At 59.8% G+C, this 24,842-nt stretch carries 19 protein-coding genes; 13 read left to right on the forward strand and 6 right to left on the reverse strand.

The window, feature by feature from the left end; translation table 11 throughout:
- Positions 1-104 precede the first annotated feature (104 nt).
- Positions 105-2,099 (forward strand): dynamin family protein, encoded by a 1,995-nt coding sequence (locus AAE514_RS06435; RefSeq protein ID WP_347330702.1) that lies wholly within the window; start codon positions 105-107, stop codon positions 2,097-2,099.
- A gap of 36 nt (positions 2,100-2,135) precedes the next feature.
- On the opposite strand, the gene AAE514_RS06440 is transcribed toward AAE514_RS06435, so the two are convergent.
- From AAE514_RS06440 to AAE514_RS06450, 3 genes are read right to left on the reverse strand one after another with little or no spacing between them, the layout of a single operon-like run.
- Complete coding sequence (locus AAE514_RS06440) at positions 2,136-2,783, reverse strand: CerR family C-terminal domain-containing protein (RefSeq protein ID WP_347330703.1); 648 nt, start codon at positions 2,781-2,783, stop codon at positions 2,136-2,138.
- Positions 2,783-5,860 (reverse strand): efflux RND transporter permease subunit, encoded by a 3,078-nt coding sequence (locus AAE514_RS06445; protein WP_347330704.1) that lies wholly within the window; start codon positions 5,858-5,860, stop codon positions 2,783-2,785. Before AAE514_RS06445 ends, AAE514_RS06440 begins: the two co-directional genes overlap by 1 nt.
- A 9-nt stretch (positions 5,861-5,869) precedes the next feature.
- Positions 5,870-7,012 carry an efflux RND transporter periplasmic adaptor subunit gene (locus AAE514_RS06450; RefSeq protein WP_347330705.1) on the reverse strand — a complete coding sequence of 381 codons (1,143 nt, stop codon included), beginning with the start codon at positions 7,010-7,012 and terminating at the stop codon, positions 5,870-5,872.
- Positions 7,013-7,212: 200 nt separating this feature from the next.
- Here AAE514_RS06450 and metX point away from each other — a divergent pair, with 200 nt between their 5' ends.
- The 9 genes from metX (at position 7,213) to hemW (ending at position 17,157) form a co-directional block, all read left to right on the forward strand.
- Positions 7,213-8,400: a homoserine O-succinyltransferase MetX gene (gene metX / locus AAE514_RS06455; protein WP_347330706.1), complete on the forward strand. Its 1,188-nt coding sequence runs from the start codon at positions 7,213-7,215 to the stop codon at positions 8,398-8,400.
- Positions 8,401-8,411: 11 nt separating this feature from the next.
- A complete protein-coding gene (metW, locus tag AAE514_RS06460; RefSeq protein WP_347330750.1) occupies positions 8,412-9,017 on the forward strand; it encodes a methionine biosynthesis protein MetW in 606 nt (201 codons plus the stop codon).
- Between the two features lie 37 nt (positions 9,018-9,054).
- Positions 9,055-10,533, forward strand: a complete 1,479-nt coding sequence (locus tag AAE514_RS06465; RefSeq protein WP_347330707.1) for a sensor histidine kinase — start codon at positions 9,055-9,057, stop codon at positions 10,531-10,533.
- Positions 10,526-11,908, forward strand: a complete 1,383-nt coding sequence (locus AAE514_RS06470) for a sigma-54-dependent transcriptional regulator (protein ID WP_347330708.1) — start codon at positions 10,526-10,528, stop codon at positions 11,906-11,908. The genes AAE514_RS06465 and AAE514_RS06470 overlap by 8 nt, the downstream gene beginning before the upstream one ends.
- A 218-nt stretch (positions 11,909-12,126) precedes the next feature.
- Complete coding sequence (locus AAE514_RS06475; RefSeq protein ID WP_347330709.1) at positions 12,127-12,540, forward strand: DUF4168 domain-containing protein; 414 nt, start codon at positions 12,127-12,129, stop codon at positions 12,538-12,540.
- 127 nt (positions 12,541-12,667) lie between these two features.
- Entirely contained in the window at positions 12,668-13,117 is a 450-nt protein-coding gene (locus AAE514_RS06480; RefSeq protein WP_347330710.1) for a DUF4426 domain-containing protein, read from the forward strand.
- 10 nt (positions 13,118-13,127) lie between these two features.
- Positions 13,128-13,727: an RdgB/HAM1 family non-canonical purine NTP pyrophosphatase gene (gene rdgB, locus AAE514_RS06485; protein WP_347330711.1), complete on the forward strand. Its 600-nt coding sequence runs from the start codon at positions 13,128-13,130 to the stop codon at positions 13,725-13,727.
- Between the two features lie 151 nt (positions 13,728-13,878).
- Complete coding sequence (locus AAE514_RS06490) at positions 13,879-15,918, forward strand: alpha/beta hydrolase family protein (RefSeq protein WP_347330712.1); 2,040 nt, start codon at positions 13,879-13,881, stop codon at positions 15,916-15,918.
- Between the two features lie 75 nt (positions 15,919-15,993).
- Positions 15,994-17,157, forward strand: a complete 1,164-nt coding sequence (gene hemW, locus AAE514_RS06495; RefSeq protein ID WP_347330713.1) for a radical SAM family heme chaperone HemW — start codon at positions 15,994-15,996, stop codon at positions 17,155-17,157.
- A 16-nt stretch (positions 17,158-17,173) separates the two neighbouring features.
- On the opposite strand, the gene AAE514_RS06500 is transcribed toward hemW, so the two are convergent.
- Entirely contained in the window at positions 17,174-17,350 is a 177-nt protein-coding gene (locus tag AAE514_RS06500; protein WP_347330714.1) for a DUF6435 family protein, read from the reverse strand.
- A 225-nt stretch (positions 17,351-17,575) separates the two neighbouring features.
- Here AAE514_RS06500 and AAE514_RS06505 point away from each other — a divergent pair, with 225 nt between their 5' ends.
- Entirely contained in the window at positions 17,576-20,020 is a 2,445-nt protein-coding gene (locus tag AAE514_RS06505; RefSeq protein ID WP_347330715.1) for a response regulator, read from the forward strand.
- Between the two features lie 22 nt (positions 20,021-20,042).
- On the opposite strand, the gene AAE514_RS06510 is transcribed toward AAE514_RS06505, so the two are convergent.
- A complete protein-coding gene (locus AAE514_RS06510; RefSeq protein ID WP_347330716.1) occupies positions 20,043-21,158 on the reverse strand; it encodes an endonuclease/exonuclease/phosphatase family protein in 1,116 nt (371 codons plus the stop codon).
- A 163-nt stretch (positions 21,159-21,321) separates the two neighbouring features.
- Here AAE514_RS06510 and tsaA point away from each other — a divergent pair, with 163 nt between their 5' ends.
- On the forward strand, positions 21,322-22,038 hold the full coding sequence (gene tsaA, locus AAE514_RS06515; RefSeq protein ID WP_347330717.1) for a tRNA (N6-threonylcarbamoyladenosine(37)-N6)-methyltransferase TrmO: 717 nt from the start codon (positions 21,322-21,324) through the stop codon (positions 22,036-22,038).
- A 508-nt stretch (positions 22,039-22,546) separates the two neighbouring features.
- Positions 22,547-23,776 carry a phosphoglycerate dehydrogenase gene (gene serA, locus AAE514_RS06520; protein ID WP_347330718.1) on the forward strand — a complete coding sequence of 410 codons (1,230 nt, stop codon included), beginning with the start codon at positions 22,547-22,549 and terminating at the stop codon, positions 23,774-23,776.
- Between the two features lie 97 nt (positions 23,777-23,873).
- Here the strand turns inward: serA and AAE514_RS06525 are convergent, their stop codons facing one another.
- Positions 23,874-24,842, reverse strand: coding sequence for an alpha/beta hydrolase (locus AAE514_RS06525; RefSeq protein ID WP_347330719.1), 969 nt, complete (start codon positions 24,840-24,842; stop codon positions 23,874-23,876).

The following is a 24,842-nucleotide window of genomic DNA, read 5'->3' on the forward strand; positions in this document are numbered from 1 at the left end:
CGCTGGCACCTGCGGGGGCTGGCGCCGAAGGACGAATCGTAGTCAAATAGCATGCCAAAATAAAAAATCTATTTTTCAACGCGTCAGGACACAGGGCCAACCCCATGGACACTCGAGCACTGTATCGGCATATGAGCCACTATCACCTCTGGCGGCAGGACCTCAGCCAGCGGTTACATCGTTTTGAACACTGGATTAACAACCACGGACTGGTCAGCGACGAGGTGCGCCAATGCCTCGGTCAAGCCCGCCAGCTATTGGGGGATAACAGCTTTACCCTCGTGTGCGTGGGGGAGTTCTCCCGAGGAAAGACCGAGCTGATCAACGCCCTTTTGATGGACGAGCGAGGCCAGCGCACCCTCCCCTCCACCCCCGGTCGCACCACCATGTGCCCCACGGAAATCTACTGCGACCCCGAGCGGCCCAACTGTCTGCGGTTACTCCCCATCGAAACCCGGCGAAGCAAGGCCGGCCTGGAGCGCTTCAAGCGCATCCCCCAAAACTGGATCACGCTACCCCTCGATCCGACTGACCCGGAAGCCATGAGAGCCACCCTTAGCGAAGTCTCGGCCAGCCGTTGGGTATCGGAGGAGGAAGCGCGTCATCTAGGCTTTGACGTAACCGTCCAGTCCGAGCGCAATGGTCGAGGAGAGATTGCCGTTCCCTGTTGGCGACACGCGCTGATTAGCCTGGACCACCCGTTGCTGCGCCGGGGCCTGAGAATTGTCGATACCCCTGGCCTCAATGCATTGGGGAACGAGCCCGAGCTGACACTGAAAGTCTTGCCGCGCGCCCAGGCCATCGTCTTCCTGCTCTCTGCCGATGCCGGGGTCACCGCCAGCGACATGGCGCTGTGGCGCGAGCACCTGCAAACGCTCAGCCACGAAAGGGGCACTGCGGTGCTTACCCTGCTCAACAAGGTCGACAGCCTGTGGGATGACCTCCATTCCCCCGAGCAAGTGGCGGCCAACGTGGAGTCGCTGCGCCAACTCACCGCCCGGCAGTTGGAACTAAGCCCAGAGCAAGTTCTTCCCCTCTCGGCCAAGCAGGCGTTGATTGGCCGGGCCAAGAAGGACCCGACGCGCATTGCCCAAAGCGGCTTTGAGCGGCTGGAGCGAGCCCTGGCGGAAACCGTCGAACGCAGCCGACAGCAACTGGCGGGCCAACGGTTGGTCACCGACAGCCAGACCATGATTGAGAACGTTTACTACAGCCTGAAGGGCCGTCTGGCCGACGCCCGGCAAGAATTACTGCTGGTTCAGAGCAGCTCCAAGGACGACAGTGAAGAGCTACTGACACGGCGCCGGGAGATCATTCGCCAGAAGCACCGGCAGTTTCATAAACAGGCACTGTCCCTGCGCACCAGCCAAATGCTCATCGACAAACAACGGCCCGCGCTGATGGAAGTGATCAGCCCGCAGCGGCTCACCCGGGAAATTGAGCAGACCCGCCAACGGCTGGACCAAAGCTGGACCACCATGGGGTTGTCCCGGGGCATGGCCTCGTTATTCGAGTGGCTGGACCACCAAATGGGTCACCTCGAACGGGAGGTGGATCGCACCAACCGGGTGCTGGATTCAATCTATCAAAGACCGGAAAACACCGAAGACCAGGCCCAGCGCGGCGGCAGCTATCGCCTAACCCTAGTGGAGGAGCGACGCAAGCTGCGCCAACTGAACCAGCGCGCCGACCAATTCCGAGCTGCTCTGGATAGTGTGCTGAGCCTGAAAGGCCCCTTGATTCAGCGCTTTATCGGCACCCTCGTACAAGAGGCCCGGGAACTGTGGCAGAGCCTGTATCAAACCATTGACCACTGGTTAAAACAGGCGCTGGTCCCGCTGTTTCAACACAACCAGTACCAGCGCCAGTTGCTCCAGCATCACATGCTTCGCCTGAGCCGTTTGCGCCAGGAGCAGCGCGGACAGGCCGAACAAGTTCAAAGTTTGAAAGACAATGTCGATCAAATGTCCGCGGCCTTGGACGAGCTGGACCCCTTGTGTCAGGAGCTTCGCCAACCGACACCACCCCCGGACGGTGACGGCTCAGTGGTCTACCTCGAGCGCGCTCGAAGTGCCCAGCGGGCGACCCAGACGGTATAACCCCGGAGAGCGGGGCTCGACGAGTGCCACCCTCAGTTATGTCGGGGGACGGTAATGCTCCAGGTGGGAAAACACCGTTTGTTCGACGCTTTCCAATAAGCGCTCGTCGAACCCGCTCTCTCTCTTTAGCCGACGCAGCAGCGGGTGCCTACCCACCAGGAAAAACACGATCTGACCGATAAGCGTGTGGCACTCGATCACAACATCCACATCGTCCACTGACTTTTCCATCAAGTAGGCGATACGCACCCCCAAAATGGTGTAAACGCGATCGAAAACCCCTTCGTAAAGCAAATCATAACAATCTGACGGATCGGCCTGCTCTCTCATCACGAGAAGCAGCCACTGCCCCACCTCGCCTTCCGAAGCAAATGTACGCACCAACAAGCGAACAATTTCTTTTAAACTTCCGCGGGCTTGCTCGGGAGAGCGAAACGTGTGGTCTCGACGTTCAATATCGTACAGCCGAAATTTGTCCTGCATCCGCTCCGAAATATGAGTCAGTATCGCTCGGTAAAGATTGCGTTTATTGCCAAAGTAATAGGCAATAGAACCGATATTGGAGTTCGCTTGGTCGGCAATCATTCTCGTGGTCGTCGCTTTGAAACCTCGCTCGCCAAATAGCTTCATGCCGGCCGCGAGCAGCTTGCCGGCTGTCTCTGAGGAATCAGAAGCCTTTGTCATTACGCCTTCTCCAACATCGGCACACCTCGGCCGAGAATAAAGTAACTGTAAAGCACCGGCACTATACCCAGACTCATGACGGTGCCCGCCGCCAGACCAAACGCCATGGCGCAGGCCATATTGTAGAATAGGGGATCATTGCCCAAAATGAGCGGCATAAACCCCAAAATTGTGGTCACCGTTGACATAATGATCGGGCGCAGACGTCGAACAGAGGCTCGCACTATTGCCTCCACCGCGTCGATACCGGGGTCCCTCCGGTCGATATCAATGCGATCGATCAACACGATAGCGTTGTTAATGATAATCCCCGCCAGAGCATATAGGCCCAGAAGCACCATAAATCCGAAGTGCCCCCGCATCACCAGCAAGCCCAGTGAAACACCGACAATGACGAACGGGATGGTGGCCACAATGAGCAAGGGGCGTTTAAGCGAATTGAACTGTGCCACAAGCAAGACGAATATCAACCCAAGGCACAATGGCAAGTTAGCCTGCAAGGCCGCCTTTCCTTCGGCCGATTCGGCAACCACCCCATCCAGTTCGATCCAATGCCCCGCTGGCAGACGCCGCTCCAGCGAGGCCAGCTCGGATTGGACGCGGGGGACCATATCCTCCGCCGTCAGGCGCTGGTTTCGAGCCTGTACGGTAATGCTGCGAACCAAGTTGTCTCGATCAATCCGGTAGTAGCCGTGGCGCCAGTTGAGAGTCGCCACCTGATGCAAAGGCACGCCGCGAGCGCGGTCGCCTTTCGGATAAACCCTCAATGAGGCCAGTCGATCCAAATCGCCTCGCACGTCCCCCTCGTAGCGAAGCACGATGGGTATGGCTCGCCGCTCACTGCGAAACCGACTGAGTGTATGCCCATCGATCGCGCCCTCCAGCGAGCGAGCAATTGCCTGGGAACTGATGCCGGCTCGCCTGGCTTGTGCCTGGTTTACTTCGATGTCAATAAAGGCGACCCTCTCCTCCCAGCTCTGGCTCACATCACGGGCACCGGGCACCTCGGCCAACAGGGTTTCCACCTCTTTGGCCGCCGAGTAGAGCACACTCCGGTCCGGCCCCTTCACCTGGACTTCCAGAACCGAGCTGTCCGAGGGCCCCAAAAACATTTTGGTCACCTCGGCTGACACCTGAGGGAACTCTCGCCCAATAATATCCCGAACCTCGGGTATCACACGGTCCACCGCCTTTCGGCTATCGACGTTCAGTACCATAAAGCCCTTATTGGGCGCCGGGTCAATCGGGGTGAGCGACAGTACAAACCTCGGCCCGCCGAAGCCAGCGTAAGCCGAAAGGCCCGTCACGTGCTCCGCAAGCTCGGCACTTTCACTTAACCTTTGACTCACCGACTGAACCACTCGATCCGTTTCAGTGGGAGCGATGGCCGATGGAAGATCCAGGTACACCAACACTTGGTGACGATCGGAGTCCGGGAAGAACTTATTGGGTACAATGCTCATCAATACGGCGCCCAAAACCAGCGCGCCAACCGCTCCCACCAGAAAGATACCCCGGTGCCCCATAATCCACCGCAAGAGGCCCTCGTAACGCCGAGACATAAAGCGAAACAGACGATCCGACATCGCATTGCCCCCACCCCCGGCTTTCAGATAACGGTGGCATAGCGTCGGTGTCACCGTCAGGGAGAGAACCCAGGAGCTCAGCAAGGTCACCGCAATCACAATGGATATAGAACGGGCGTACTCTCCGGCCTCGTGCTCTGCCATCATCAACGGCAGGAACATCAAAACGGTGGTCAAACTCGAGGACAACAGCGGCAGCGCCAACTCGCCACCGGACTGCGCCAGAGCCTGGTCACGGTCCAACCCCTGCTCCACCCGGGTTTTGAAGTCTTCGGCAATGACGATGGCATTGTCTACCAGCAAGCCGAGGGCAATAACCAATGTGGCGAGGCTCATTCGCTCCAGAGGCAGCTCGATAAACCCCATCACCGCCAGGGTCATCAACATGACCACAGGAATAATGGAGCCGACGATCATCCCGGTGCGAAGCCCGAGAAACAACACCACCACCGCCAGCACAATCAGCAGCGTTTGCAGCACATTGGTGGTTACCCCGTAGACGGCGTTGGCCACCTGACTGGCCTGAAAGGTCATCACCTCCAACTGATAGCCCGCTGGCAAGACCTCGCGCAGCTCTTCAAACGCGGCTTTCACCGCTTTGCCATAGTCCAGCACGCTGTAGCCATCAAGCATGGAAATCGCCAGCACAATGGCGCGTTCACCATTGTAGTAAGCTGTTTGCTGCACCGGTTCGCGGTAACCGCGCTCCACTCGGGCGAAGTCCCTTAAGCGCAGGGTGCCCCCATCACCGGGGAGCTGTATTTCCATGTCCCCAAGCGCTTCCATGCTTTGGAACTCGCCCGACACCTGAAGCGCCAGCCGCTGCTCTCCCGTTTCCAGTACCCCCGCCGACGCAAGCACGTTGTGCGCTTGGATCTGAGCCGCCAACGCCTCGGGAGACAAGCCCAGTTCGGCAAGCCGCGCCTCCGGCATATTAATGAAAACCCGCTCAGGCTGAACCCCGAGCAGCTGTATGCGCTGAGTGCCCTCGACTTTATGAAGTTCGGTTCGAATGTGTTCCGCCATATCGAGTTGTTCCGCGGCGGAGAAGTCCTCGGATGTCAAGGCGGCCGTGACCACCGCCACATCACCAAAGTCATCGTTTAGCGTCGGGCCCGAGGTACCCTCCGGTAGCTGCTCCTCCACCTGGGCCAGCTTTTGTCGCACTTCGTCCCAGATTTGTTCCAGATCGAAGAACCGGTAGTGCACCTCTACGTGGATGATGGAGTGACCCCGCATGGAGGTGGAACGGATGCGTTTAACCGCTCCGACAGAGCGAATTTGCTCCTCCAAGGGTTTGGTAATGTAGCGCTCAACGTCTTCGGCCGGCAGTCCCGGGTGGGTAGCACTGACCACCGCTTCGCGAATGGTGATCTTCGGGTCTTCGCGAGTGGGCAAGTTAAAGTAACTGAAGAACCCGAACACTATCGCCAGAAACGTCATCAGAAAAACAACGAGGCGGTAACGGTAGGCGTACTGAGACAGGTTCATGATCCAAACTCAGTAGTATCGTTCAGGTCCGCGACCGAGAACGGCCACCGACTCGCCGGGCGAGACAAAATCCACGCCCCGGGCGACAACCGTCTGCCCCGGCGCCAACTCCCCCGTGACCAGGGCCGAATCTTCCCGCGTGGAGCGTACCGAGACCCCAACGGCCTCCAGAGTATTATTCCGGTTCACTCGCAAGACCTGGACCGACTGATCATTGGGGTAACGCAGGGCGCTCAACGGTACCTTGAGCCACCCGGCCTGCCCCGGGGGCACGCCTTCCTCCCGTAACGTCAGTGTTATCAGAGCGGTCATTCCCGAGCGAAGGGCGAGTCCGTCCTCCAGCTCCGGCTTCAAAAGCACCGGGTAGCTGTTGGCGCTGCTAGGCTGGCGCCCCACATGACTCACTTGCGCCGCCAATGAGACATTGTCCAACGCCGGAAAACTCACCCGATGAGGTTGCCCGGCCACCAGGGCGTTAACCAAGTTTTCCGGCAGGTGCGTCTGGACCTCAAAACCGTTCCGGTCGGAGATGACGCCATAAACGCTCTGGCCGGGAGAGACCCGCTCGAAGGACTCGGCCAAACGGCGGCTAATCGAGCCATTAAAAGGGGCGATTAACGCTGTTTGCTCAAGGTCTCGTTCGGCAATGGCCAGAGACGCTTGCGCCGATTCCTTGCGAGCCCGCGCCATATCCAGAGCCGCTTCCGCCTCGTCCAGGCTCGACTGACTGATCATATTGCGCTCACGCAACACCGACTGGCGCTGAAAGTTCAACCGCTGCTCCTGCCACTGGGCCGCCGCTTCCGAGGCGCTGGCTCGGGCTCGCTGAAGTGCCAGGCGGTAAGGCGCCGCTTCGAGGCGCGCCAACACCTGGCCTGCCTCAATGGCGTCACCGATATCCAGTTCCAGGTGCTGCAACTTACCCCCCACTTCAAAACTGAGGGAGGCCTGCTCGGCGGCTCGGACCCTTCCGGAGAGCGTCACCGTCCGATTCTGGTCGGCCGCTTCAACCGTGGCCACCTCAACGGTTCGCCGGGTTGGTTTCTCGGCAGCAGGCTCTCCCGAGGAAAAGCAGCCGGATAGAACCAGAGCCGCCATCAGCGACAGTAAGCGCTCGCTACCCAGATAGCGTGCCAACCCTTTCATTTCCATGCCCGCATTTCCATGTCCTCGCAGCCTCTGAAACCACATAATTAATCAACTGATTAATTAGCGTATAATCAATTGATTAAATCTGCAACCTCAACGCCGTGACAATCGGGGACCGCCGAGGGGCGGCAAGAAACTTGCAGCCACCGGGGCGCAACCTTAGACTTGCGGGTTTGTTATCGAACTCGAGACTGAGATTGCCCATGCCCGAAACCCTGCCCGACGACTCAGTGGGTCTGGTGACTCCCCAGACACAGGCATTCACTGAGCCGCTCACCCTGGCCTGCGGCACCACGCTCGACCGCCATGAGTTGGTGTACGAAACCTACGGCACGCTCAATGCCGACCGGTCCAACGCCGTACTGATTTGCCACGCCCTGTCCGGCAACCACCACGCGGCGGGCTATCACAGCATGGAGGACCGCAAACCGGGCTGGTGGGACAACTACATCGGGCCGGGCAAGGCCATTGATACCGACAAGTTCTTTGTGGTGTGCCCCAACAACCTCGGGGGCTGCAGCGGCTCCACGGGCCCGGCAAGCACCAACCCGGCCACCGGCAAGCCCTGGGGGCCGGACTTCCCCATGCTCCGGGTGCGCGACTGGGTGGAGAGCCAGGCCCGGCTCGCGGATGTTCTCGGCATCCAGTGCTGGGCCGCCGTGGTCGGCGGCAGCCTGGGCGGCATGCAGGTGATGCGCTGGGCCCTGGAGTACCCGAACCGGTTGCGCCACGCCGTGGTCATCGCCTCCGCCATGAAGCTGAGCGCCCAGAACATTGCTTTCAACGAAACCGCCCGTCAGGCCATTATGTCTGACCCGAACTTTCACGATGGCCGTTACCTCGAGCTGGACACGCTGCCCAAGAGCGGTTTGGCGGTAGCCCGAATGATTGGCCACATTACTTACCTGTCCGATTACGCCATGGGCAAGAAATTCGGCCGGGAGCTGCGCAGCGGCAGCTTTCTGCGAGGCCAGCACGATCCGGTGGAATTCCAGGTGGAAAGTTATCTGCGCTACCAGGGCGACAGTTTCGCCAACAACTTCGACGCCAACAGCTACATCCTAATTACTCGGGCGCTGGACTATTTTGACCTGGCCCGAGAGTACGACGATGACCCGGTGAAAGCGTTTAAACACGCAACCTGTAAGTTCTTTGTGGTCTCTTTCAGTAGCGACTGGCGCTTCTCGCCCCAGCGCTCCCGGGAGATTGTCGACGCCCTGCTCGGCGCTCAACAGCCGGTAACTTACGCGGCCATCGATTCCCCCTACGGTCACGATGCCTTTTTGCTGCCCAGCGAGCGCTACCGGGAAGCCTTTACTCGCTATATGGCGGGCATCGCTCGAGAAGCGCAGGCACCGCTGAAAATCCAGGCAACGGAGGCACAGGCATGAACGGCGAACCCATGCGCCTCGACCAAACCGAAATTCAACACTGGATTGCCCAGGGCAGCCGTATTCTGGACCTGGGCTGCGGCGACGGCACCCTGCTGCAATACCTGCGGGACACCAAAAACGCCAGCGGCTACGGCTTGGAAATCGGCGCCGAGCAAATCAATGCCTGCATCGACAAGGGCCTGAATGTCATTGAGCAGAACTTGGATGATGGCTTGGGCAACTTCGCCGACCACAGCTTCGACACCGTGATCATGGCCCAGGCTATCCAGACCATGCATTACCCTCACCGGGTGCTGGATGAAATGCTCAGGGTGGGTAAGGAGTGCATCGTCACTTTCCCCAATTTCGGCCACTGGAAGGCCCGCTGGCACCTGACCGTGCGCGGGCGCATGCCGGTGTCCGACCTGCTGCCGTACGAGTGGTTCGACACCCCCAACATCCACTTCTGCACCTTTCGGGACTTCGAAGTGCTGTGCCGGGAAAAAGGCATTACCGTACTCCACCGGCAGGTAGTGAACGAGCAGTCCCCGAACTTTTTGAAAGACCTCTCGCCCAATTTGTTTGGCGAAACCGCCATTTATCATCTGTGCCTCGGAGACCGGGCCGGCCGCTAGGCCCGGTTACCCCTGCATTCACACCGGGAGTCAGCCCATGGGATTGCGACAGCCATTCGGTCTGTACAACATCCGCACCGCATTGCTGGCGTTCGTGCTCGCCCCTTTTTTGCTGGTGATGATCATTACCGCCGGTTTCAGCCTGCAGCAGCTCGAGCAGGCATCCGAAGAACGCATGGAGGAGGAGATCGAGCTAATTGCCCGCTCCATTCGCCGTCCGCTGAGCTACGCCCTGGAAAATGGCCACATGGAGACGCTTCGCCGGACCGTCACCTCGGCCGGGGACATCGGTCGGGTCTACGGCGTGTATGTTTACGATGAGAATGGCGAACGCATTACCGCCCAAGGGCCCAGCCAGGTCCAGGTGCCGGACTTCAAGGCGGCCGACCTCGCCTCCCGGGGCAGCGAGCAAAGTGCATTTGAAGAGATTGATGGCGAGGCGGTTTTCTCTTATTTCATGCCACTATCCGACAGCGGCGGGCAAATCAATGGCCTGCTGCAGGTCACACGCCGGGGCAGCGACTTTGTCCAGCAAATCCGCGCCTTCCGCGCCCAGGCAATCAGCATTCTGGCCGGTTCGGCCCTGCTGGTACTGCTGTTCGTGTGGATTGGCTACCAGCGGGCCATCGGCCGCCACATCCAGTCCATGGGCCGCAGCATGGCTACCGTGGCCAGCGGCCGGCGCGACCACCGCCTGGCCACCCAGGGCCCTACGGAGCTGCGCTTTCTATCCGAGGGCATCAACCGAATGCTGAACAGCATTGTCGCCTCCGAGCAAGAGATCAGTACCCGTCGGGAGCGTGAGTACCAACTAAAACACCAGCTGCAGCAGGCCGAAAAGTTGGCGGCCATCGGCCGCTTTGCCGCTGGTGTGGCCCACGAACTGGGCACGCCTCTGAGCGTCGCCGACGGTAAGGCCCAGCGTTCGCTGCGCAAGCTGCCGGAAGAACAGGCACAACCCCTGCACGACATTCGCCAACAACTTCAACGAATGGAGCGTATCATTCGTCAACTCATGGACTTTGCCCGGCCGGTAGCTCCAGAGCGCCGGGAAGTAAAATTGCACGAGCTGGTCCACTCCTCCTTGCAGCAAGTCGAGGGTGAACGCCAGAATATGCAGGTAGTGCTCGAGTCCCGGCCTTCCGACGCGCCCTGTCCGGCGATCATCGCCGACCGACTGCGCCTGGAACAGGCGCTGATCAACCTGTTGCGCAATGCGATTCAGGCCACCCCCGGCGGCCTGGTGCGGCTGAGCTGGCAATGCAGCCCCGAGCAGGCGCACCTGACGGTCGAAGACGATGGTCCAGGCATTGACGCCAGAGTCCGGCATCAGTTACTGGAGCCGTTTGTCACCACCAAGCCCGTGGGAGTGGGCACCGGGTTGGGCCTGGCCGTAGTGAACGCGGTCATTACCGAACATGGCGGCCGCATTGAGATCGGTACCAGCGAACTGGGCGGAGCCCGTTTTGATATTGATCTGCCGATCAATTCTTCCGAGGAGTTTCCCCATGAGTGAAGCGGCCAGCCCCACGGATATTCTTCTCATCGAAGACGACCCGGACCTGCGGGCACTGTTGATGGACGAGTTGACCGACGCCGGCCATCGATGTGCGGGCAGCGGGGACTTGGCCGGTGCCCGGCGCTGGTTGGCGGAAGAAGCGCCCAAACTGGTGGTCAGTGACCTGCACCTGCCCGACGGCAACGGCCTGGACCTGTTGGAGGAGTTGCGACAGCTGCCCGTCCGGCCCAGCTTTATCGCCATTACCGCCTTTGGCACCATCGACCAGGCCGTGGACGCCCTAAAGCGCGGGGCCGATGACTTCCTGACCAAGCCCCTGGACCTGGACCACTTCAACCTTTCCATCACCCGCACGCTCCAGCGCCAACAGCTGGAACAGGAACTGAGCTACTACCGCCGGCTGCTGGATCAGGGCGAGTTCCACGGTATGATCGGGCGCAGCCCGCGAATGCGCCAGTTGTTCACCCAAATTCAACAAGTGGCCCAGGCCGGCGCCCCGGTACTGGTCACCGGCGAAAGCGGGGTCGGTAAGGAGCTAGTGGCCCGCGCCATTCACCGGGAAAGCGATCGACGGGAAGGGCCCTTTATCGCCATTAACTGCGGCGGCATTGCCGCCAACCTGCTGGAAAGCGAGCTATTTGGCCACGCCGCGGGGGCGTTCACGGGCGCCTCCAAGGCCCGTCGCGGCCTGTTCGCCACGGCCAACGGCGGCACCTTGATGCTGGATGAAATTGGCGAAATGCCGATTGAAATGCAATCCAGCCTGCTGCGTATCCTGCAAGATGGCAAGGTTCGTCCGGTGGGCAGCAACACCGAGCAGGCTCTCGATGTGCGCATCATCGCCGCCACCAATCGGGAGCTGCCGGATGAGGTGAACGAGGGCCGTTTTCGGGAGGACTTATACTACCGCCTGGAGACCTTTGCGCTGGAAGTGCCTCCCTTGCGCCAACGCGGCGACGACTTGGAGCGGTTGATCGCTCACTTGATTCACCAGTTCAACCAGCGTCGCCAGCAACCGGTGGATGGTCTGAGCACCGAAGCGTTAAACCTGCTCAAGCGCTACCCATTCCCGGGCAATGTGCGCGAACTGGCCAATATTATCGAGCGCGCGGTGACTTTCTGCACCGAGCGCCTTATTGGCGCGGAACATCTGCCCGAACGGGTGCAACGCTCCGCCCCCACACCCGAGGCCAGCGAGGGCCATCTCTGGCAGCCCCCAACCGCCGAAGGCGAGCTGGTTTCCCTGGACCATATTGAGCGCAGCTACATTCACTACGTGCTGGAGCAGGTGGATGGCAACAAAAAACGCGCCGCGGATATCCTTAACATCGGCCGGCGCACCCTCTACCGCTGGCTGGAAACCGATGCCTGAGGTTCAATCTGGCACAAACTGCGGTGGGTCAAATTGGCACATGAGCTAAAACGCACAGTGATTTGAGTCACACCCTCCACCACCAAAACCGAAAAAATGTCTTTATTTTCAGACAGTTATAGAAACGGCTCAAGGGTGGCACGGGCTTTGCGACAGTAGAAGTGAAATAAACGGCTCTCTATTCCTGAGTCCATTTCGTCACAAACGAGGAGATTACTATGCGTACCATCAAACATCCTGTACTGGCCCTACTCACCGCTGCCGGCTTGCTGGCGGGTGCCGCCACCGTCACCGCGCAGGGCGAGCCCCAGCAGGCACCGGCTCAACCGCAAACCCAGGCACCCGCCATGGAAGTGAGCGAAAGCCAGGTGGAAAGCTTTGTTGACGCCTACATGGCCGTACAGGGCATTAACCAGGAGTACACTCAGAAGCTGCAGAACGTGGAAGATCCAGAAAAAGCCACTAAAATGCAGCAAGAAGCACAGACTAAAATGCAGGAAGCGGTTAGCGACACCGGTCTATCCATCTCTGAGTACCAGCAAATCGCTCAGGCCGCCGGCCAGGACGAAGAACTGCGTGGCCAGATCGAAGAAGAGCTGACCTCTCGCGTCGAGACCGAGCAGGACTCCTAAGACCGCTCTACCAGCGCCGGGGCTCTTTGAGCCCGGCGCTCCCGTGCCATTTCTCCGCGTTTGCGCTAGACTCCCCTCCATAGAGAGTCCATTGTTTTCACCTCGTAAACCTCGTCGGAGAGCACTCATGTTTCAGACCCGATTCCTTTGGGCCCCCCTGCTCTTAACCCTCTTTTTCGCCCCTCTCACGCTCGCCCAGAGCGGCTCCGAGCGCTTTGGTGATTACCAATTGTATTACAGCGTGTTCAACAGCACCTTCGTGCCCGCCGATATCGCGAGTGTGCACGGACTGGTCCGCGGCGAGGACCGCGCATTGGTCAATATCAGTGTCACTTCGGCCGAAGGCGGACTCGGGCAGGAAGCCAAAGTGACCGGCACCGCCACCAACTTGATGCAGCAGGCGCAAACCCTCCCTTTTCAGGAAATTAACGAAGGGGACACTTACTATTACATCGCTCCCATGCGCCACACCGAGGAAGAGATCTACAACTTCCGCATCACCATTGAACCGAAAGCCACGGAACAGTCCTTTGAGCTGACGTTTTCCCAAAAGCTGTATACCGAACCGGCACAATAAGGAGGCGCGAATGCAACGCTTGGTTCTCGCCAGCGGCAACCCCGGTAAGCTCCGGGAGTTTCAACAGCTACTCGCCGGCTATGAGGTCAAATCCCAGGGCGAGTTCGACCTGGACAGCCCCGAAGAAACCGGCCTGACCTTTGTGGAAAATGCCCTGCTTAAGGCCCGCCACGCCAGCGCGAAAACCGATCTGCCGGCCCTGGCGGACGACTCCGGCATCGCCGTGGACGCACTGGGCGGGCGCCCCGGTATTTATTCGGCACGCTACGCCGGCCCGGAAGCTACCGACGCCGACAACAACGCCAAACTGCTCAAGGAGCTGGAGGGTTTGCCGGAGGCCGAGCGCGGAGCCGCCTACCACTGCGTGCTGGTATGGCTGCGCCACGCCGAGGACCCGACCCCCTTAATCGCTCAGGGCGAATGGCGCGGTCATATCCGCACCGAGCCCGCCGGCGAGGGCGGCTTCGGCTATGATCCGCTGTTCCAAGTGCCCGGCCACCGCTGCAGCGCCGCCCAACTTAGCAAGTCGGAAAAAGCCCGCATCAGCCACCGGGCCATCGCCACCCGCGCTCTTCTGGAGGCGCTACAAGCGCGCCAACTTGAAAAGTGATCGGAGCTGTGGCGTAATTCTCCCTGAATTTACTGAATAATAACGTCAGGGATTTCAGGCGAAGCGGGCCACAGGTTTCAGATGGCAAGCGAATCGACCCCCACCTCTTCCGCCTGCGCTCTCTACATAACCAAGAGGATGGGACTCCCATATGACTCGCTTCGCTACCACTACGCCTCTCTTCTCTACGCCCCCCTTGGCGCACATAGTCCGCTTAGCCGTTGGGCTAGCCCTGCTAATCGGCGTGGCGGCTTATGCCGAGAATGCACCCACGCCCAGCGAAACCGCCCAACAGTACGGCGCCGAGCCCGCGCGCCAAATGGTCACCATTTCCCCCAGCGGGAAGGCCATTGCCCTGCGCACTCGGTCCGAAAAGGGGGACGTGGTGCTGGTTCACTCACTGACGGACAGTAAGATGATTACCGGCGTCAACGTCAGTGACATTAGGCCGCGGCACTTGTATTTTATTAGCGACCAACACTTGATCATGGTGGCCTCGGAGGAGAAGCGACTGCGCGGCTTCGACGTTGATCGCATGGAAATCAGCACCGCCTATGCGCTGGATTTGGACAGCGGGGAAATTGAGCAGCTTTTGCGCCCTGGCGACGTCATCTGGAAGGCGCAAAGTGGCCTGGGCCGTGTTGCGGGCGTCTCCGAGGATCGACAAACTCTCTATATGCCGGCCTACGCCGCCCGTAAACGCACGGCTCGCAACGCCGATCTCGCGCTGGTCGAAGTCAACATCAATAACCCCCGTCGGCCCAAGGTTCTGGAGTACGGCCACCGCCATACCCAGGACTATTTCGTCAACGCTAAAGGCGAGGTCCTCGCCGAAATACGTTATAACGAGGAAAATCACCAACACTCCGTTGTGGTCCCCCAGCATGATGGCGGCACCAAGACGATATATAGCGAAAAGGACCCCAACCTGGTCACGTATTTTGTCGCCCTATCGGCAGACCGGCAGTCACTGCTGGCGGTTCAGGAAAATAAAGACACCGGCGTTGGGAACTACTTTAAAATCGCCCTAGGCGATGGTGCCCAGAGCGATTTGGACCTGGGGCGAGCCGATATCGATGTGGGGGCGGTCATGACCGGCCTGGACCGGGTGGCCACGGGCGTTCGGTTTGGCGGCTTTTCACCACGGTATCACCTATTCAACCAAGACACGTCTAGCCGGCTGGAAGCACTCCAAGGCCAGCTGGAGGGGCACTCGGTATGGCTGGCCAGCCTGAGCGAGAACCACGAGCACATCGTCATCAAAGTCGAAGGCAGCTCAACCGCCGGAGATTTTTACCTGGCCTCCCGAGAGCAGCCGCTTCGCCACCTGACCGACATCCGCCCTCAAATACCGGCAGAAGGCGTGAACCCGGTGGTGGAAATTGAGTACAAGAGCCGCGACGGTTTGGCGATTCCGACGCTGCTCACCCTCCCCAGAGCCAAAGTTGCCAGCCCCAAGAACCTGCCAACCATCATCTACCCTCACGGTGGCCCCCATTCCTATGACCGTTTGCGTTATGACGACTTTGCCCAAGCCATGGCGGCGCGGGGCTACGCCGTGGTCCAGCCTCAGTTTCGCGGCTCCACCGGCTTTGGCATAGAGCACTGGCAGGCCGGGCAAGGCGAGTGGGGCCGAGGCATGCAGAACGACCTGACCGATGCGGTACATTACCTGAGCGAGGCGGGCCTCACCGACCCCGAGCGGGTCTGTATTGTGGGCGGCAGCTACGGTGGCTACGCCGCCCTGGCCGGAGCCGCTTTTACCCCGGACATTTACCGCTGCGCGGTATCGGTGAACGGTGTGTCCGACTTGACCTCCATGATGGAGCACGACGAGGACAAGTTTGAAGAAAGCGACTGGGTTTATGAGTACCTGACCCGCTCGGTGGCCAAGGACTTTTTCACCCCGAAGCGAATCGCGGCATACTCTCCGGCAAACTTCACCTCTGGCATTGAAGCGCCGGTCCTGCTGCTTCACGGGGAGGAGGACAAGCGCGTTCCCATCGAGCAGTCGGAGCTGATGACCGAGAAACTGAAGGCGGCGGGAAAATCCGTGGAGTTCGTTCGCCTGGAAGACACCGGTCACCACTTGAAGAACTCAGAAGCTCGTCTAAAGGCGCTCACCCATATTCTGAGCTTTCTCGACCAACACCTGGCGCCGAGCGACCAGGCCGAGACCGATCCCGAGTAACCTCGGACGGGCCCGCCGCCGGTGGGGCCCGTCCGTGTTATAGTGGCGGTTTTAGCCACCACGAACTCTGCCTTCATGTCCCTCGCTCTGCCGCCCCTGTCTCTCTACGTCCACATCCCCTGGTGCGTGCGCAAATGCCCCTATTGCGACTTCAACTCTCACCAAGCGGGAGAGGAGCTGCCCGAGAGCGACTACGTCGATGCTCTGATTGAAGACCTACGAGCCGAGGCACATTTGGCGCAGGGACGAAAAATACACACCGTCTTTTTCGGAGGCGGCACCCCCAGCCTGTTCTCCGCCGAGGCCATCGGCCGCATTCTGGCCAGCGTCGACCGGCTGGTGGGCCTGACCCCCGAAGCGGAAATTACGCTTGAGGCCAACCCGGGCACTTTCGAGCAGGCACGCTTTTCCGGCTACCGCCAGGCCGGCGTGAACCGCCTGTCCATCGGCATTCAGAGTTTCCAAGAAGCGCAACTGAAGCGCCTGGGGCGCATTCACGGTCGCGACGAAGCGCTCGCCGCCGTGGAAGTGGCGCGAAAGGCCGGGTTCGACAACCTCAACCTCGACCTGATGCACGGCCTGCCGGATCAAACCACCGCCGCGGCTCGGGCCGACCTGGAGCAGGCTATCGCCCTGGCGCCCGAACACCTATCCTGGTACCAGCTGACCATTGAACCCAATACCCACTTTTACAACGCCCCGCCCTTGTTGCCGGTGGAAGACACCCTGGCGGATATTCAGGATACCGGTGAGGCCCTTCTGGCTGGAGCCGGTTACGGGCAGTACGAAGTGTCGGCCTATGCCCGGCCTCAGCGCCGCGCCGGGCACAACCTCAACTACTGGACCTACGGCGACTACCTGGGTATCGGCGCCGGCGCCCACGGCAAAGTTACCCTGCCGGAGACAAACCGCATTGTCCGCCGGTGGAAAACCCGGCTACCGGCGCACTACCTGGAGCGGCGCCACGCGCTCGCCAGCAGCAGCCCCCACCCGATGCTTGCCGGAGAGCAGACCCTGGAGCCGGAAGCCCTGCCGCTGGATTATCTGTTAAACGCCCTGCGTTTGAACGAGGGGGTGCCAAGCGCTCAGTTCACCGAGCGCACTGGGCTAGCCATGACGGCGCTTCAGCCACAGTGGCAAGCGTTAGAGGAGAAGGGGCTGGTCCGCCCCTACCGGGAACGGTTGGTCACCACCGAGCTGGGACGACGCTTTTTGAACGACGTGCTGGCCGCGTTCTAGCGATCCGCGCGACCCATTAGCGCGGCGGCGACGCCAGCGACTGCAGCTCTCGGTAGAGCCCGTCGGCTTCTTCGCTCAGTAGGGAGTAGCTTTTAATGTCACCACTGCGCTGCGCCAGCATGGCCGCTTCCAGCTTTTTTTCATAGGCTTTCTGCAAACGTTTCTTCGGGTCGGGCTTCAGCCAGCTAAACATAAGGTCGCTCCGCCGCTGCATTGGAGAGAACATAACGAGCAATCATCGCATTTCCTCTTGGTGTGTTCGGTGGCGGGAGCTGTGTGCGCCCGCGCCGACGTTTTCATCCTGACAATTAAGTACGTGCGAACAGCGCAACCGGACCACCGACGGCGGCGAATAACACGCCCGCGCCAGCACTGGGGCGCCTGTCATAGTAAACCCGGTCAACGAAGCAGGGACGAAGTGCTACACTTAAATCACTTCGCCCAACTCATTCCAGCGATGCCTGACTCCATGCTCCGACTGATTCGCTACACGCGCGAGAATCCCATCGCCGCCCGCCTGCTCGGACTGATTATTCTCAGCAGTTCCGCGATCACGCTGGTCGCCATTCTAATGCAGCTCTACGCCAGCTTCCACGATGATGTCTCCGCACTGGAAGAGCGTATGGACCAGGTGCGGGTCAGCACCCTGGCCAGCATTACCAAGAGCCTATGGGGGTTTGATCACGAGCAACTTTCCATTCAGGTCGAGAGCGTCTTGGATGTGGAGGATGTGGTTCACGTCAGCGTCTCCTGGAGCGACTGGAATAACAGCGAGCAGACCCTCGTGGCCCAAAGAGACGGCATTACGCTTGAGAAAATCGAAGCCAACCCGAACCAATACTTGGTCAAGGAGTACCCACTGGTTTATGAGGATGAAAGCACCCCCCGCCAGGAGCTGGGCACTTTGCGAATTACCGCCAGCCTGACCACTATCTACGACCGGCTGTGGCAGCGCACACTGTTTATTGCGGGGGTACAGGGCACCAAAACCCTGGTGGTTTCCTTCTTTATCCTGTGGTTGGTGTACACGCTACTGACCCGCCATATGGAAACCATTGCCCATTACGCCCGACAGCTGCACCTGGATAACCTAACCACCCCTCTGAAGCTCAAGCGGGTGAAAGGCGACCATAAGCCTGACGAGTTGGACAATGTCGTGAACGCCATCAACCACATGCGCGAGACGCTGCTGGAGGATATCGAGCAACGGCATGCCATTGAGCTGGCGTTGCTGAGCGAGAAAGAGGAAAAAATTAAAAGCCAACGCCAAAAACTCGCCGCCGAGGATGCCAACCGAGCCAAAAGCCAGTTCCTGGCGACCATGAGCCATGAAATCCGTACCCCCATGAACGGCGTCATCGGCATGTTGGATATGCTCCGGGACACGCCCCTGAACGATAACCAGCGCCATTACCTGGACGTGATCCACCGCTCCGGCGAAACCTTGCTCGATATTATTAACGACATTTTGGATTACTCCAAAATCGAAGCGGGCAAAATGCAGCTGGAAATGGCCGCCTTTGATTTGGAGGATTTGGTCGAAGACTGCCTCCAACTGTTCGGGGCCACGGCCAACAAACATGGCATTGAGCTGATGGGCGGTGTGGATCCGGAGGTGCCCCGCCGGCTAAAAGGCGACCCGACCCGCTTGCGTCAGATTCTCATCAATTTGGTGGGCAACGCCTTCAAATTTACCACTAAAGGCCATATCGTTCTGGAAGTGTCTCTAGCTCAGGACAACACCCCCGAGCACCCCAAGCTGCTGTTTTCCATTCAGGACACAGGCATTGGCATCGCTCGCTCCGCTCAGAAAACCCTGTTCGATTCGTTCAATCAGGAAGATACCTCCACCACGCGCCAGTACGGGGGTACGGGGCTCGGGCTGGCCATTTGTAACAGTCTGGCGGAGCTCATGGGTGGCGAGATCGGTGTCGAGAGCGAAAAAGGCCGGGGCGCCCGGTTCTGGTTTACAGCCACCTTTGAGACCATGCCCGATACCGTCCAACGAGAACAAAGCGCCCGGCAGCGGCTGGGTGGCCGTCGCCTGCTGTTGGTGGACCCGAGCACCCGGCTTGCGGAGTTTCTCAAGCGTCACGCCCGCCGCTGGGGTATGACACTGGACGCCGTCGCCTCCGCCGAACGGGCCCTGAGCCGCCTCCACGAGTTGAATTCCGAGCACAAAGCGGTCGACTTTATCGCCATCGGCAGCCAGCTCAAGGATATGGAAGGGGTGGCGTTCGCCGAACGATTGCTGCACGAGCCGGCCGCCGAGGGCATACCCCGAATTATTCTCAATGCCGGCGAGCTGCGCCTGGGGCCGGAAACCCTCGAAGATCTGCAAATCCATAGCTTATTGCACAAGCCCTTCTCGGCTCGCAGCCTGCGCCGCCGACTGCTGGGCATGCTCGGCGCGGATCCGGAAGTCGAGCAGACAACCCGCCCCAACGAGACAAACTACCAGCAGTTCTCTCATTTGAAGGTACTGGTGGCCGAAGATAATGCCGTGAACCGGATGGTGATCAAGGGGTTGCTGGGGAAGATGGGCATTGACGCGGAACTGGTGGAGGACGGCTTACAGGCTTATGAGGCGGCGTGCCGAAGGGACTATGATTTGGTGTTGATGGACTGTGAAATGCCGGAAATGGACGGTTTCGAAGCCACTCGCAGCATTCGCGAACACGAGCGCCATCACAACCAACCGGCCACCCCCATTGTGGCCTTGACCGCTCACGCCCTTCAGGAGCATCGCGAGGCGGTATTCGCCTGCGGCATGAACCACTACCTTGGCAAACCCATTACGCTCGCCAAGCTCCATCAGGCCTTTGAGAAAATGGGGTTTAGCCGTATCCCCAATAGCGACTAACCGCAGGTCCAGGCCTGGGCCTCTATCCAAGTACCCCCGTTGCAAGCAACGACAACTCCGGACGGTGGACTTCCCCCGGGCTCACCGCCTCGTCCTCCATCTTTTCCTGTGCCAGCTGTCGGTCCTCAGTATCGGGCTCAATCCCTTCTTGGGGCTTGGCCCGTTCTCGGTAAACCAGCCGCACCAGCACGGGAAAATGGTCCGAGCCGAACGATGACAGGCGCTGAATGTTTTCCAAGACAAAGTCGTCACTGTGAAACAGGTGGTCCAGCGGCCAGCGGATGAACGGGTAGTCCGCGTGAAAGCTGTTAAACATCCCGCGCCCGATACGCGGGTCCAGCAACCCACTGACTTTGCGAAACAACCGGGTGGTGGCCGACCAGGCCACATCATTCAAGTCCCCTGTGACAATGGCCGGCGCACCGCTTTTGGCCACGCTGCGCCCGACCATCACCAGTTCGGCATCACGCTCGGAGGAGGTCTCATTCTCCGAAGGGCTCGGCGGTGCGGGGTGCAAAAAGTGCAGCACCACCCGGCGCCCGGAAGGCAGCACCGCCTCGGCGTGCATGGAGGGCACGTCCTCCTCCACCAAAAATTGCAGGGCGGCGTTTTTTAGCGGGTAGCGGGAGTAAACGTGCATACCGTACAGGTTATCCTGCGGGCATTTGATGGTGTAGGGGTACTCGGGCTCAAGCGCATCGAGTTGTTTCTGCCACCAGTCGTCGGACTCCAGGGTGACCAGCACGTCGGGCCGGTGGTGCGCGACCATTGCCAGGAGCCCTTCGGCGTTGCGGTTGGGGGTCAGCACATTGGCCGTCATAATCGCAATGCGTTGGGCCCGATCCTTCTCCGACAGCGCGCCGGCGGCGCGGACTTCTTTCGAGTGCAGTGGCGTATATGGCACAATCCACAAAGCGTGGTAGCACAGGCATGCCAGACTCAACGTCAGCATAATCCAGGTGGAAGGCTGCTCCCTGTCGAGAAGCCCCAAAACGGCCAGCGCCACTATCAGCGCCAGGCAGGACAGTTGAAGGCGGGGAAAGTCCAACCCCCGCACCCACCAGGCCTCGATTCGGGAAAGCGGGATCAGAGTCAGCAACAACAACGTGGCCACCGCCACCCACAGTCCTACCAGCATGTATGCGTTCCTTGAGTGAGCGGCACGGGAGAGGCCCCACCGCAGTTGATTGGAATGCCTTCGAGGTTAAGGGAATTCCCCGGAGCCGACAAGGACAGGGGTCGCAATCAGCCACACTCATGCGCGCGAGCGCCGAATAAACATCCGCCACCGAGCTTCTTCCATGACTTATTGTTTTTCGCCCATCGGGATCGTGCACTCCAGTTTTGTGGAAAAATTCGGTATCCCACGCCAGCCCGGCTTGGCGCCGGCGGTTCGGGCTCGACTGGAGCTGCTGCCCCCTTACGATGATCCGCAAACGCTGGAGGGGCTGGATCAGTGCACCCACCTCTGGCTGCAATTTGTCTTCCACCGCCCCCCAAGCGACCAATGGCGCCCCCGGGTTCGTCCTCCGCGTTTGGGGGGCAATAAGAGCCTGGGCGTTTTCGCCACCCGCTCCCCGCTTCGCCCTAATCCGATCGGCTTGTCGGTGGTGAAGCTTGAGGGCATTGAGTCGCCGAACGGCAAGCTGTCGCTGTTGTTGTCGGGGGTGGATTTGCTGGACGGGACGCCGGTGTTGGATATTAAGCCGTATGTGCCTTATACGGATTCGGTACCGGAGGCGGAGAACCGCTTTGCGGGGGAAGCGCCGGCCTGGGTGCCGGTGGTGTTCACGCCGGAGGCTGAGTCGGCCTGCCGGGCGTTGAGCGATGCCACGGGGCAGGATTGGCGGGCGTTGCTCCAGCAGATTCTGCAGCAGGACCCACGCCCCCAGTACCAGAAACCGGACCCGCAGCGGCGCTATGGCATGACTCTGAAGGAGGCGGAGGTACGTTGGTATTATGAGCCCACGGCTGAGGGTGAACATCAGTTGGTGGTCACTGAAGTCATTCCTCACTAGCTGGGGGAGTGGGTTAGTGGTGGTTGGTGTCACGCCCGGCCCAAGGTGGGGTATACCGGTTGTAGACCCGCCGTAAACCCGTCCATGGGGGCTTCTCATCGGCATCCATGCCTCAGAGAGTCTACAACCGGTATACCCCACCTTGAGCCTCAGTGCGAATAGGTACTCTGAATGCTGCTTCACGCTAGGTGGAGGAGACCCGTGCTATCTCCAAGCAACTATGAGCTTGCGCCAGCTCCGGGAGGGCATATCCCTGCGAAACTCTCTGAGGCATGGATGCCGATGAGAAGCCTCCAGGGATGGATTCACGGCGGGTTTCGCAGGGATATGCCCTCCCGGAGCGCTCTGCTGCGAAGTACCCATTGTTTGAGGCGGGCTTATCGCGCCCTACATGCAGGCTCTATAGCCCGGAGAGGACGTCCAACGTTAGAGGAAGATGTGATATCATTCCGACCCTCTTTTCCACCCCTCCCCCGCACAACCCGAACCAGCTGAGGTGACAGCGTTCATGAGCAAAAAGTCATTGGACAAAAGCAAAATCAAGTTCCTATTACTGGAAGGCGTCCACCAGTCCGCCGTCGACACGCTCAACGCCGCCGGTTACACCAACATCGACTACCTCAAAACCGCCCTGGCCGAAGACGAACTAATCGAGCGCATCAAAGACGCCCACTTCGTCGGCCTGCGCTCGCGCACCCAGCTCACCCGTAAAGTCTTTGAAAACGCCAACAAACTGATCGCCGCCGGATGCTTCTGCATCGGCACCAACCAAGTCGATCTGCAGGCGGCTCAGGAACACGGCGTGGCGGTGTTCAACGCCCCCTATTCCAACACCCGCTCGGTCGCCGAGCTGGTACTGGCCGAGGCCATTTTGCTGCTGCGGGGCATTCCGGAAAAGAACGCCGCCTGTCACCGGGGAGGCTGGAAAAAATCCGCCGTGGGCTCTTACGAGATCCGGGGCAAAACCCTCGGCATTATTGGCTACGGTTCCATCGGCAGCCAGCTCAGCGTGCTGGCCGAGTCCCTGGGGATGAAGGTGTGCTTTTACGATGTGATCCCCAAACTGCCCCTGGGCAACGCCGCCCAGATGCGCAGCCTCAACGAGCTGCTGAATCACTCGGATATCGTCAGCCTGCACGTGCCGGAAACCGCCTCCACCAAAAACATGATCGGGGCCGAAGAGCTGGAGCAGATGAAGCCCGGCTCGATTCTGATCAACGCCTCCCGCGGTACGGTCATCGAGATTGATGATCTTGCCGAGGCCGTCAAGGCCGATAAACTCGCCGGCGCGGCCATCGATGTGTTTCCGGTCGAACCCAAGGGCAATAACGACGAATTTGTCAGCCCCCTGCGCGGGCTGGACAACGTGCTGCTGACCCCCCACATTGGCGGCTCCACCGTGGAGGCCCAACAAAACATCGGGGTGGAAGTGGCGGAAAAACTGGTGATGTATTCGGACAACGGTACCACCACCAGCTCGGTCAACTTCCCGGAAGTCGCCCTGCCCGGGCACCCGGACGCGCACCGGCTGCTACACGTACACGCCAACGTGCCCGGCGTTATGTCCGCGATCAACCGTATCTTCTCCGACAATGAGATCAACATCGCCGCCCAGTACCTACAAACCAACGAAAAGGTGGGCTATGTGGTGTTGGATATTTATTCGCCCTACAGCCCGGAAGTGCTCAACCAACTGCGGGAAATCGAGGGTACCATCCGTTGTCGAGTGTTGTTTTAAGGGGTTAACGGCTTCCCTCGAGCCCTTCTAGGCGGATTACGGTTGTCGGATTACGCACGGCGTGCGAATCCGACCCACCGGTTAATGGCCCCTGCCGCTAATTGGCGAAAAAGAAACGCTCGACGGCGGCAAAGGCCGAATCACGGTACTCGGGGGTTTCGTTGACCAGGTGGTGACGAGCCTCCTCCAACATCTCCACCTTCAGGTTCGGCAGTTTGCGGCCTATTTGCTGCAGGTTATAGCACCAGTCAACCGTAGCGTCCCCCGTTCCCTGAACCATTAGCAGCTCATCCTCCCGGGTGGGCCACCCTCGAAACGTCTCATCCCAGGTTTTCATGGCTCCCACCCATTCCACGCTGATTTTGCGGTACTGGAAGGGGTCCTCGTGCTCAAGAAAGTGGTTGAAGTCGCTGTCGTGAGAGCTGTCGGAGAAGACGCGGGGCACTTCCCGCACCCAGCGGTGCAGTAGCGTGTACAGCCATTTGCTCAGCCCCCAGGCCTGAGGGAGTATCAACGGCGCGAACAGGGCGGTTTTCCCGGTCAGGGCGGGCCCGTACCGCCAGAGGTGGTTGAGCAATGTGGCCCCGCCCATGCTCTGCCCGAGGGCATAGCGAGGCCCCGACAAGAGCGACCTGGAAGCCTGCAATAGCGCCTCCAACACATCGGCATAGCGGTTGAAGCTGTCGATAACCAGCCGTTCCCCGGAACTCAAGCCATGGCCAGGGTGGTCGTAGGCCAGCACCGCCAGCCCCCGCTTCAGGGCAAAACGCACCGCCTGCCCGTAGAGCGCGGCATGATCAAAGTAACCGTGCACGATAACCAGGGTACCCTGGGGGTTTTCGGGCAACCAATAGTGCACGGCAATATCCCAGTCGCTCACGCGGGTGCGGCCAAGCCGGTGGGTCACGTTGGGAAACGCCTGCTCCAGGTCGAGCCCATAATGTTCTAGATAAGCTCGAATTTGAGGCTCACCTTTAGGGGGGGCATCGCGCTCAAGGTCAAAATGCAGCTCGGGTAGAACGTCGGGAAGACGGGAAAAATCCGGGGCGTTTCTAGACAGACTCAC

The sequence above is a fragment of the Marinimicrobium locisalis genome (assembly GCF_039822625.1).
In the GTDB taxonomy this organism is placed as follows: Bacteria; Pseudomonadota; Gammaproteobacteria; order Pseudomonadales; family Cellvibrionaceae; genus Marinimicrobium; species Marinimicrobium locisalis.

Coding starts and splice junctions, on each gene's coding strand:
- AAE514_RS06500 (WP_347330714.1), bottom strand. CDS start 17,350: ATGTTTAGCTGGCTGAAGCCCGACCCGAAGAAACGTTTGCAGAAAGCC.
- AAE514_RS06450 (WP_347330705.1), bottom strand. CDS start 7,012: ATGGAAATGAAAGGGTTGGCACGCTATCTGGGTAGCGAGCGCTTACTG.
- hemW (WP_347330713.1), top strand. CDS start 15,994: ATGTCCCTCGCTCTGCCGCCCCTGTCTCTCTACGTCCACATCCCCTGG.
- AAE514_RS06510 (WP_347330716.1), bottom strand. CDS start 21,158: ATGCTGGTAGGACTGTGGGTGGCGGTGGCCACGTTGTTGTTGCTGACT.
- AAE514_RS06475 (WP_347330709.1), top strand. CDS start 12,127: ATGCGTACCATCAAACATCCTGTACTGGCCCTACTCACCGCTGCCGGC.
- tsaA (WP_347330717.1), top strand. CDS start 21,322: ATGACTTATTGTTTTTCGCCCATCGGGATCGTGCACTCCAGTTTTGTG.
- metW (WP_347330750.1), top strand. CDS start 8,412: ATGCGCCTCGACCAAACCGAAATTCAACACTGGATTGCCCAGGGCAGC.
- AAE514_RS06490 (WP_347330712.1), top strand. CDS start 13,879: ATGACTCGCTTCGCTACCACTACGCCTCTCTTCTCTACGCCCCCCTTG.
- AAE514_RS06440 (WP_347330703.1), bottom strand. CDS start 2,783: ATGACAAAGGCTTCTGATTCCTCAGAGACAGCCGGCAAGCTGCTCGCG.
- AAE514_RS06445 (WP_347330704.1), bottom strand. CDS start 5,860: ATGAACCTGTCTCAGTACGCCTACCGTTACCGCCTCGTTGTTTTTCTG.
- AAE514_RS06480 (WP_347330710.1), top strand. CDS start 12,668: ATGTTTCAGACCCGATTCCTTTGGGCCCCCCTGCTCTTAACCCTCTTT.
- AAE514_RS06435 (WP_347330702.1), top strand. CDS start 105: ATGGACACTCGAGCACTGTATCGGCATATGAGCCACTATCACCTCTGG.
- serA (WP_347330718.1), top strand. CDS start 22,547: ATGAGCAAAAAGTCATTGGACAAAAGCAAAATCAAGTTCCTATTACTG.
- rdgB (WP_347330711.1), top strand. CDS start 13,128: ATGCAACGCTTGGTTCTCGCCAGCGGCAACCCCGGTAAGCTCCGGGAG.
- AAE514_RS06465 (WP_347330707.1), top strand. CDS start 9,055: ATGGGATTGCGACAGCCATTCGGTCTGTACAACATCCGCACCGCATTG.
- metX (WP_347330706.1), top strand. CDS start 7,213: ATGCCCGAAACCCTGCCCGACGACTCAGTGGGTCTGGTGACTCCCCAG.
- AAE514_RS06470 (WP_347330708.1), top strand. CDS start 10,526: ATGAGTGAAGCGGCCAGCCCCACGGATATTCTTCTCATCGAAGACGAC.